Annotated in this window: 8 protein-coding genes and 1 pseudogene; 5 read left to right on the top strand and 4 right to left on the bottom strand. The window is 65.6% G+C overall.

All coding sequences use genetic code 11. From position 1 onward, the window contains the following. A partial coding sequence (lpdA, locus tag AC5IJH_RS18010) for a dihydrolipoyl dehydrogenase (RefSeq protein WP_491904210.1) occupies window positions 1-1,380 on the top strand: 1,380 nt, incomplete at its 5' end. A gap of 104 nt (window positions 1,381-1,484) precedes the next feature. Here lpdA and AC5IJH_RS18005 read toward each other — a convergent pair. After that, complete coding sequence (locus AC5IJH_RS18005; protein ID WP_491904209.1) at window positions 1,485-2,150, bottom strand: TetR/AcrR family transcriptional regulator; 666 nt, start codon at window positions 2,148-2,150, stop codon at window positions 1,485-1,487. A 62-nt stretch (window positions 2,151-2,212) separates the two neighbouring features. Here AC5IJH_RS18005 and AC5IJH_RS18000 point away from each other — a divergent pair, with 62 nt between their 5' ends. The 3 genes from AC5IJH_RS18000 to AC5IJH_RS17990 all read left to right on the top strand — a co-directional run bounded on the left by AC5IJH_RS18000 (window position 2,213) and on the right by AC5IJH_RS17990 (window position 5,849). Then, complete coding sequence (locus AC5IJH_RS18000; protein WP_491904208.1) at window positions 2,213-3,826, top strand: DHA2 family efflux MFS transporter permease subunit; 1,614 nt, start codon at window positions 2,213-2,215, stop codon at window positions 3,824-3,826. Between the two features lie 102 nt (window positions 3,827-3,928). After that, window positions 3,929-4,912 (top strand): endolytic transglycosylase MltG, encoded by a 984-nt coding sequence (gene mltG, locus AC5IJH_RS17995; protein WP_491904207.1) that lies wholly within the window; start codon window positions 3,929-3,931, stop codon window positions 4,910-4,912. Between the two features lie 19 nt (window positions 4,913-4,931). Then, the gene (locus AC5IJH_RS17990; protein ID WP_491904206.1) at window positions 4,932-5,849 is read left to right on the top strand and encodes a DUF4292 domain-containing protein; all 918 of its coding nucleotides are present in this window, start codon (window positions 4,932-4,934) and stop codon (window positions 5,847-5,849) included. An 18-nt stretch (window positions 5,850-5,867) separates the two neighbouring features. On the opposite strand, the gene AC5IJH_RS17985 is transcribed toward AC5IJH_RS17990, so the two are convergent. The 3 genes from AC5IJH_RS17985 to AC5IJH_RS17975 all read right to left on the bottom strand — a co-directional run bounded on the left by AC5IJH_RS17985 (window position 5,868) and on the right by AC5IJH_RS17975 (window position 7,622). Then, complete coding sequence (locus tag AC5IJH_RS17985; protein ID WP_491904205.1) at window positions 5,868-6,980, bottom strand: Gfo/Idh/MocA family oxidoreductase; 1,113 nt, start codon at window positions 6,978-6,980, stop codon at window positions 5,868-5,870. Window positions 6,981-7,043: 63 nt separating this feature from the next. Then, window positions 7,044-7,295 carry a hypothetical protein gene (locus tag AC5IJH_RS17980; protein ID WP_491904204.1) on the bottom strand — a complete coding sequence of 84 codons (252 nt, stop codon included), beginning with the start codon at window positions 7,293-7,295 and terminating at the stop codon, window positions 7,044-7,046. Between the two features lie 51 nt (window positions 7,296-7,346). Continuing rightward, on the bottom strand, window positions 7,347-7,622 hold the full coding sequence (locus AC5IJH_RS17975) for a hypothetical protein (protein WP_491904203.1): 276 nt from the start codon (window positions 7,620-7,622) through the stop codon (window positions 7,347-7,349). A gap of 71 nt (window positions 7,623-7,693) precedes the next feature. On the opposite strand from AC5IJH_RS17975, the pseudogene AC5IJH_RS17970 reads away from it, so the two are divergent. Continuing rightward, a pseudogene (locus AC5IJH_RS17970) lies at window positions 7,694-8,682 on the top strand (hypothetical protein); the annotation flags it as partial.

Below are 8,682 nucleotides of genomic sequence, written 5' to 3'. Positions count from 1 at the left end.
CCCGCCGGTTACACGGCAGCCATCCGCGCCGGACAGTACGGATTGAAGACGGCGCTGATTGAGCGGGAGCCGAAGCTGGGCGGCACATGCCTGCACTGGGGCTGCATTCCGACGAAATCGATCCTGTTCAACGCCGAGATTTACGACCATGTGAAGCATGCCAAGGAGTACGGCATCGAGGGCATTGGCGAGATCACGTTGAACTGGCAGGCGATCCTCGATCGCAAGAACCAGATCATCACCAAGCATGTAAAAGGCCTCGACTTCCTGATGCGGAAGAACAAGGTCACGGTGATCGCCGGCAGCGGCAGCCTGACCGGTGGCGCGAAGGACGGCGTCCACAGCATCAGCGTGAAGGGCGCCGACGGCAAGACACAGCAGGTGCAGGCGAAGGCCGTGCTGGTGGCGACGGGCTCCGACGCCCGCATGCTGCCCGGCATGAAGCCGGACGACCGCATCCTGACCAACATGGAGATTCTCGACCTGAAGAGCATTCCGAAGTCGATGGTGGTGATCGGCGCGGGTGCAGTCGGCGTCGAGTTCGGCTCGATCTTCAAGAGCTTCGGCTCGGATGTATCGATCGTGGAGTACCTGCCACGCATGGTGCCGAATGAGGACGAGGACGTCAGCAAGGAGCTGGCGCGCGTCTACCGCAAACGCGGCATCGAGACGGCGGTGGGCGCAAAGGTGGAGTCGGTCGAGCGCACCAAGGACGGCGTCAAGGTCACCTTCACTGCATCTGACGGCACAAAGCAGGTGAAGGAGGCCGAGCGCGTGCTGGTCGCCGTGGGCCGCTCACCTCGCACGGAGAGCATCGGGCTCGACAAGACGAAGGTCAAGCTGGAGCGCGGCTTCGTCCACACGAACGAGTGGATGGAGACGAGCGAGCCGGGCATCTACGCGATCGGCGATATTGTCGCGGGGCTGCCGCAGCTCGCCCACGTGGGCGCGATGTGCGGCATCGTAGCGGTGTCGAAGATCGCCGGTCGACCGGCGCGGCCGGTGCGGCGCGATCGCATTCCGGCGTGCACCTACTGCGAGCCGCAGATCGGCAGCGTGGGGCTGACGGAGGCGCAGGCGAAGGAGCGCGGGCTGCAGGTGAAGGTCGGCAAGTTCCCGTTCTCTGCAAACTCGAAGGCGTCCATCGTCGCGCAGCACGAAGGCTTCGTGAAGGTCGTGGCCGACGCGAAGTATGGCGAGGTGCTGGGCGTTCACATCATCGGACCGTCGGCGACCGAGCTGATCGCGGAGGCAGTCACCGCGATGGAGCTCGAGGCGACCATCGATGAGCTGATGTTCACCATCCACGCTCACCCGACACTGGCTGAGGCGATGCTCGACGGCTTTGGCGCAGTCGAGAACATGGCGATCAACGTCTAGGCGACGATCCCCTGTCTGTCAGAAACAGCCGGTGCCGTCCCCCAGGGCGGCCCGGCTGTTTTCTTTGCAGCGACATGGCAACTCAGGTTGTAGCGAGATGACTATCACCGAGGCGGAGCTTCGCTCGCCGAGCGGAGGAAGACGTCGACGGCGCGCGCGACCCACGCCTCACGCCGGCTCGCCGTTGCCAGTTGCGGGATGGCGAGCCCAAGCGCCATGCGCAGATGCATGGGGCTGATAAGCAGTCCAAGCAGCATCTCTGCGGTGAGCGCAGCGTCCGCGCAGTCGAGCTGGCCGGACTGACGCAGACTGTCGAAATACGCGGTCAGGTGTTCGCGAACGCGGCCGGGGCCGATGTCCCAGAACATGGCGCCGAGCTCGGGGTTGTCGAGGCATTCGGCGAGGATGACGCGGTGCAGGCCGGTCGCCTCGGGGCTCGAGATCACGTTGAGCAGCGCGCAGCCGAAGTGGAGCAGGGTATCGCGCATGGGAGCGTCCGGTCCGAGCGGGCCGATCGCGCGGAAGATCTGGCTGCTCTTGCGCTCCATGACGGCGGCGAACAGCGCGGATTTGCTGGGGTAGCGCGCGTAGAGGGTCTGCTTCGAAGCGCCCGCACGCTGGGCGATGTCGTTCATGCTGGCGCGCCGGAAGCCGGTGGCGAGGAAGGTCTCGGTGGCGGCGTCGAGCAGGCGCTCCTCGCGCTGTTCGACTTCATGCGCGGGCGGACGTCCACGGCCGGGTCGAGCGGGCGTGGCGAGCTTGCGCTTCATGGAAACAGCATACCGGGCTGAGGACGACGCGTTAATGTAACGCATAGTACTATTTTAGCGGTATGGCAACTGCGACCCTGACCGAGCGACCCGCCCAACAGACGGCCTGGAAGCCTCGCTACAACCCGTGGGTGATCGCGATCACGGTCACTCTGGCGACGTTCATGGAGGTGCTGGACACCTCGATCGCGAACGTGTCGCTGCCGCACATCGCAGGTTCGCTGGCGGCGAGCCAGTCCGAGGCGACGTGGGTCATCAGCTCCTACCTGGTGGCGAATGCCGTGATCCTGCCGATCAGCGGCTACCTGGCGACGCTGATCGGCCGCAAGCGCTTCTACATGACGTGCGTGGCGATGTTCGGGATCAGCTCGTTTCTGTGTGGCATTGCCCCAACGCTGCCCACGCTGCTGTTCTTCCGCGTGCTGCAGGGGCTGGGCGGTGGCGGCCTGGCCACGTCCGAGCAGGCGATCCTGGCCGACACGTTCGAACCGGCGAAGCGCGGGCAGGCGTTTGCGCTCTACGGACTCGCCGTGGTGACAGCGCCGGCCATCGGCCCGCTGTTCGGCGGGTGGATCACCGATAACTACGAGTGGCGCTGGATCTTCTTCATCAACGTGCCGGTGGCGCTGCTGTCGCTGTTCCTGACGCAGCGTGTGGTGGAAGATCCGCCGCACCTGCTGGCCGCGGTGAAGAAGGCGCGCGAGGGCAAGATCCGGATCGACTACACGGGCTTCCTGCTGACCGCGCTGGCCTTCGGCTCGCTCGAAGTGGTGCTCGACAAGGGGCAGGAGGATGACTGGTTCGGATCGCACTTCATCACGGCATTCTCGGTGACCTGCGTCGTCAGCCTGGTGTCGCTGATCGTGTGGGAGCTGTTGCGTATTCGCAAGGGCGAAAAGCCGATCATCGAGATGCGGCTGTTTCGCAGCCGCTCGTTTGCGCTGTCGTTCCTGATGATGTTCATCCTGGGGCTGGCGCTCTACGGCACGACGATTCTGATTCCGCAGATGCTGCAGACGCTGATGGGCTACACGGCGACGGACGCAGGCAAAACACTGTCGCTGGGCGCGATCGCGACACTGATCGGGATGCCCATCGTCGGCACGCTGATCACACGCGTGGACGCGCGGTACCTGCTGGCGTTCGGCTTCGCGGTGACGTCGGCGGCGCTGTTCCACATGACGCACCTGAGCCTGACGATGTCGCTGGGCTATGCGGCGTGGCTGCGCTTCTTCCAGGCGGCCGGGCTGGGGTTCATGTTCATTCCGATCCAGACGCTGGCGTATGTCGGGGTGCCGATGGAGAACAACAACGATGTCTCCGGGTTGACGAACCTGGCGCGCAACATCGGCGGTTCGGTCGGTACCGCGATCGTGGCAACGCTGCTGGCACGGCAGTCGCAGCGGCACCAGACGTACCTGGGAGCGCACGTGGTGGGCAGCGCTGCCCCGTATCTGCGCGGGACCGCGGCGCTGGCAGAACGGCTGGCCACCGGCGGCCTGGGAGCGAATGCGCACGCCGGGGCAGTCGCGCGGCTCTACGGGCAGATGCAGTCGCAGGCCGCGGTGCTGGCGTACGTCGACATCATCCGGCTGTTCGCGATCGCCGCGCTGTTCATGATTCCGCTGCCGTTTCTGATGAAGCGGGCGAAGCCGGGAAGCGCGCCCGGGCACTAAACGGCAGGTGAGCCGTGGGGGCCGGGAGCATACAATCGGGCTTGCAGCCGCGGGCCGGCTGCAGGGCTCTGGCCCGATCGATTGCGAAGGGACCTGACCGCGTTGCGCCGCATTCTGCTCCTCCTGCTCCTGGCCATTGCGCTTGCCAGCGGCTGGCTCCTCTTCCGGCCAGCGGGGCCTCGCCTGGAGACCTTCGTCGAGATTCCGCCGGGCACATCCTCGCGCGGGATGGGGCGGCTGCTTGAGCAGCGGGGCATCATCCGCAGCCGGTATGCCTTCGACCTGGCGCGCATCCTGCAGCGCGGCACCCTCAAGGCCGGTGAGTACCGGTTCGATCATCCGGCGAGCGTCTTCGACGTGTACAGCCGGCTGCGGCGCGGCGATGTGTTCTACCGCCTGGTCACGATCCCGGAGGGCTACAACCTGTTCGACATCGCGGCGGCGGTGGAGGCGGCGCAGCTGGCGCAGCATGACGCTTTCCTCAAGGCGGCGCACCAGGATACGGCGCTGATCCGCGACCTGGACCCGCACGCGGTGACGCTCGAAGGGTACCTCTATCCGGACACGTACCGGTTCCAGAGGAGCGATACGCCGGCGACGATGCTGCGGGCGATGGTGAAACGGTTCCGGCAGCAAGGGAATGTGATCGGTTTGACGGGTGACGTGCATCGAACGGTCACGATGGCATCGCTGGTCGAAAAGGAGACGCCGGTCGCGAGCGAGCGGCCTCTGGTCGCGAGTGTGCTCGAGAACCGGCTGACACGGAATATGCCGCTGATGACGGACCCGACGGTGATTTACGCGGCGATGCTCGAAAACCGGTATCGGGGGACGATCTACCAGTCGGATCTGGCGCGCGACTCGGCCTACAACACGTACAAGCACACGGGATTGCCGCCAGGCCCGATCTGCAGTCCGGGGGCGGCATCGCTCGCGGCGGCGCTGCACCCGAAGGCGACCGACTTTCTCTATTTCGTGGCGGATCCGGGGACGGGCGGGCACTCTCGCTTCGCGAAGACGCTCGAAGAACATCAGCGCAATGTGTCGGCCTATCGCCACGCCGAGCGTGCCGCGGGCAGCCGGTAAGGGCCGGTATACTGAACGTTTGCTGTCCAGACGAAAACGCGCGATGCAGAGACGATGGTGGAGTGTGGGGTTGCTGGCGCTGCTGCCGACGTTGAGCGGCTGCCTTTACCACACCCACAAGGTGGAGCAGCAGGTCGTCGCGGGGCCAGCGATGGACGCGAGCGTCGCGCAGCTGGTGAACGGGATCAACGAGCGCTACGAGAGCTTTCAGACCCTGACGGCAACGGTGGATTTCGCGGCCTCGTCCGGCGGCGCACGGCAGGGCAAGCAGACCGACATCACTCCATTCCACGGCTACATCCTGCTGCGCAAGCCGGCGATGCTGCGCGTGCTGGCACTGCTGCCGGTGGTGCGAACGCATGCCTTCGACCTGGCAAGCGATGGCAAGACATTCAAGCTGGTGATCCCGCCGAAGAGCCGGGCGGTCGAGGGCAGCAACACGGTCACGAAGCCGTCGGCGAATGGCATCGAGAACCTGCGACCCAGCCTGTTCATGGACTCAGTGCTGGTGCGGCCGGTGACGCCGGAGCGGCTGGTGTACGTAACCCAGACGTCCGAGCTGAGTCGCCAGGGCAAGCGGCTGGTGGAGACGCCGGAATACGATCTGCACATTGGCGAAGAGACGGATCCGCACGACCCGCGGCTGCAGGTGCGCGTGCTGAAGCCAAGCCGCGTGATCCGCTTCAGCCGGTTGACGCTCCTGCCGGTCGGGCAGGACATCTACGACCCGCAAGGCGAGATTGAAACGCATGTGGAGTACGGGCCCTACAAGGAATTCGGGAACGTGCGGATGCCGAGCACGATCGTGATTCAGCGTCCCCGGGAGTCGTACTCGATCACAATCACGTTGCAGAAGGTGGTTGTGAACCAGCCGCTCAACGATGAGCAGTTTGCGCTGAAGATTCCGCCGGACTACAAGGTGCAGAAGCTGGACTGAGCCCCGAGTAGGGCTCGTTCAGACGAAGCGGTCCAGCCCGGCGCGGGTGTGGTGCTCGGCGATCGCCTGGTTGATGTCGAGGGCGAGCGCCAGCGCGGCGCGGCCTTCCTCCCCGGTGACGCGCGGCGCCCGCCGGGTGCGAACACACTCCAGAAACGATTCGATCTCCAGGCGCAGCGGTTCTCCCGCAGTCACCTGCGGATGCTGGACGGCGAGGCCGGAGGGATGGGCAGGGCCGCCCGGGTCGACCGCAGGAGCGCTTGCCTTCTGCTGACCCGGCGAGGGCACGCTGATCAGCAGCAGATCCTGGCGTGCGTAATCAATCGAGACATATTGGTGAGGCTGGAAGAAGCGCAGCTTGCGGACCCGCTCCGTGCTGACGCGGCTGGCGGTGAAGTTCGCGACGCAGCCGGAGGCGAACTCGACGCGCACGTTGGCGATGTCGACCTTGCCCGAGAGCACGGGCAGGCCGACGGCGTGAACGGACTGCACGGGCGAGGCGACCAGCGACAGCACGATGTCGAGGTCGTGGATCATCAGGTCGAGCACGACGTCGACATCGAGCGAGCGCGGGGTGAAGACGCTGAGCCGGTGCGCCTCAAAGAACATGGGCACGTGGAGGAAGGGCTCGACGGCGAGGATGGCGGGGTTGAAGCGCTCGAGGTGGCCGACCTGGAGCAGGCGACCGTGCTGGCGCGCCAGGGTGAGCAGGGCGTCCGCATCGGCGAGCGAGGCGGCGAGGGGCTTCTCGATCAGGAGATCGAGGCCAGCGCGGAGCAGCGGCTCGGCAACCGCGCGATGCGCGCTGGTGGGAACGCAGACGGAGGCGGCGTGGAGCGGGGCTGCCGCGGTGGCGGCGAGGCACTCATCGACGGTGGCGAAGACGGGTAGGGCGGGATGATCGGTCTTGAGTTGCTGCCGGCGCCCGGCATCTGACTCGACCACGGCGGCGAGTTCTACTTCGGGACCGTGGGGAGCGCTCTGTAGATCCCTCTGCGGAGCGCCCTGGAGACCGCCCTGGCGCTGCAAAGTATTCGGATGCTGCAACTGCTGAAGGACGCGGAGATGGTTGGCGCCGAAGGCGCCGGCTCCGACGATGGCGTAGCGGATGGGTGACGAGGCAGCGGCCAAGCTAGTCCACACCGGGGCTGGTACGTGTCGGCAGGCCGCTGTACGGGTGAGGCATCCGCTGCCCTAGCGGATGCTGGACGACAAGCTGGACTGGGTGCTGGCGACCTTTCCCTGAACCGCCTCGAGGCAGCGCGAATAGAGCTCGAGGAGATGGGTGACCTGGTCGTCGCCTTTGGCGGCGGTGGGCGTGGTGAACCCGGTGGAGGTGGCGGCGGTGCGGCCGACGCCGGTCGTAGCGGCGACAAACTTGAGCAGATCGAGAGCGATGTCTTCGTTGCGGCGCGCGGCGCTGTTGGGGGTCGCGGGTTGATCCATGAGCTTTCTCCATCGCGATGCTACCAGATTCAGGGAGGTGGGGGGGCGGGGTCAGGGGAGGGGCGCGATGTTGAGGCAGACGCGGCCGACGATGAGGTCCGAGGGGACTTCGTGAGGGCCCAGCGTGAGCAGTTCGATGGGGTGTTCGAGCTCCAGCGGGCGCAGCGCGAGGCGATTCTGCTCAAACGTGACGCAGCGCAGTTGCATGGCGTTGCCGACGCGCACGGCGAAGATGGAGGGCGCGGGCGGGTGGTAGTCGATGGGCGAGTTGTAGTGGCGGTCGAGGATGGCGAGCGCATCGACGACGTTTCCACCCGGCGGGTTCAAGGTAGGGCTGCCGGCGTATCCGACACTGGCCTTCCCGGCTGCCCAGATTCGCGGGGTCGCGAGGGGGCTGAGTGCAGGCACGACTTTTTTTCGCGACGTATAACAATACCCCGGTGCTGCTGGTGTTCCAGGACGTGACGAATGCGTACCAGGCGCACTGCCAGGACGGCACCACCGCCACCTACGACACGATCACGGGTGGCGACGTGGAGGATATCGCGGAGTACGGATGCACGAATGGCGGGTGCATCAATGCGCCGGGCGACCCGAACAGTTATGCAGGTGGTGGCCCGGCTCAGGGCGGTATCGATGTGGCCTTCTCACAGGGCTACACACACAACCTGAGCGCGTCGTACAACGGCGGCTACGGTGTGCAGTTCAATGGTCAGGACTATCTGGCGGACAGTACGTGGGCGTTCGATAACAATACTTGGTGGCGGTTTGACCGGGGCATTTACAACCGGCTGAACGCACCGACCAAGGTGACGATCTCGGCATCCGGGACGGGCGGGACGCTGGCGGCGGGAACCTACTACTACAAGGTGACGACGCTGCTGAATGGGGAGTCGACTGGTTCGGCCGAAGTTTCTGCAACCGTGACGGGCACGACAGGCAGTGTGACGCTGAACTGGGGCAATCCACCCATTCCGCAGCCTGCGGTGACGGGCGGCACCTATGCGTTCCGGGTGTACCGCGGAACGGCGGCGGGAGCGGAGAGCGTCTTGTTCAACGTTGCCAACGTGGCGAACTCGGCGACGACGACCTTTACGGATACGGGGGCGGCGGGCACGGCGGCGACGGTGCCGACGACCAACACCACCGGCACATACACGCCAGCCAGCGATGGCTTTCATGGAGGTGTCGAGTTCTCTGTGCTCGATGGGCGTGCGCAGCATATTGAGACCTACGGCACATTCGGGGTGCCGCCGGGAAATGAGATGGGGCACATCTGCGGTGTGCTGGACTATGGCGGCGCGAGCACGATCGACGACATCTTTTCGCAGATTGATGAGATCGGCGTGTGCCGTCCCTATGGCTCGGGCGGTCACGGACGCATCTC

The organism is Candidatus Dedyshia acidiphila (assembly GCF_051025295.1).
Classification (GTDB): Bacteria; Acidobacteriota; Terriglobia; order Terriglobales; family Acidobacteriaceae; genus KBS-83.
Note: the sequence above shows the minus strand (reverse complement) of the source record. Positions and strands in the feature narration are given on the sequence as shown.

Bases quoted from the DNA above. Each gene is read 5' to 3' on its own strand.
- AC5IJH_RS18005 (WP_491904209.1), bottom strand. From the start codon at position 2,150: ATGAAGCGCAAGCTCGCCACGCCCGCTCGACCCGGCCGTGGACGTCCG.
- AC5IJH_RS18000 (WP_491904208.1), top strand. From the start codon at position 2,213: ATGGCAACTGCGACCCTGACCGAGCGACCCGCCCAACAGACGGCCTGG.
- AC5IJH_RS17980 (WP_491904204.1), bottom strand. From the start codon at position 7,295: ATGGATCAACCCGCGACCCCCAACAGCGCCGCGCGCCGCAACGAAGAC.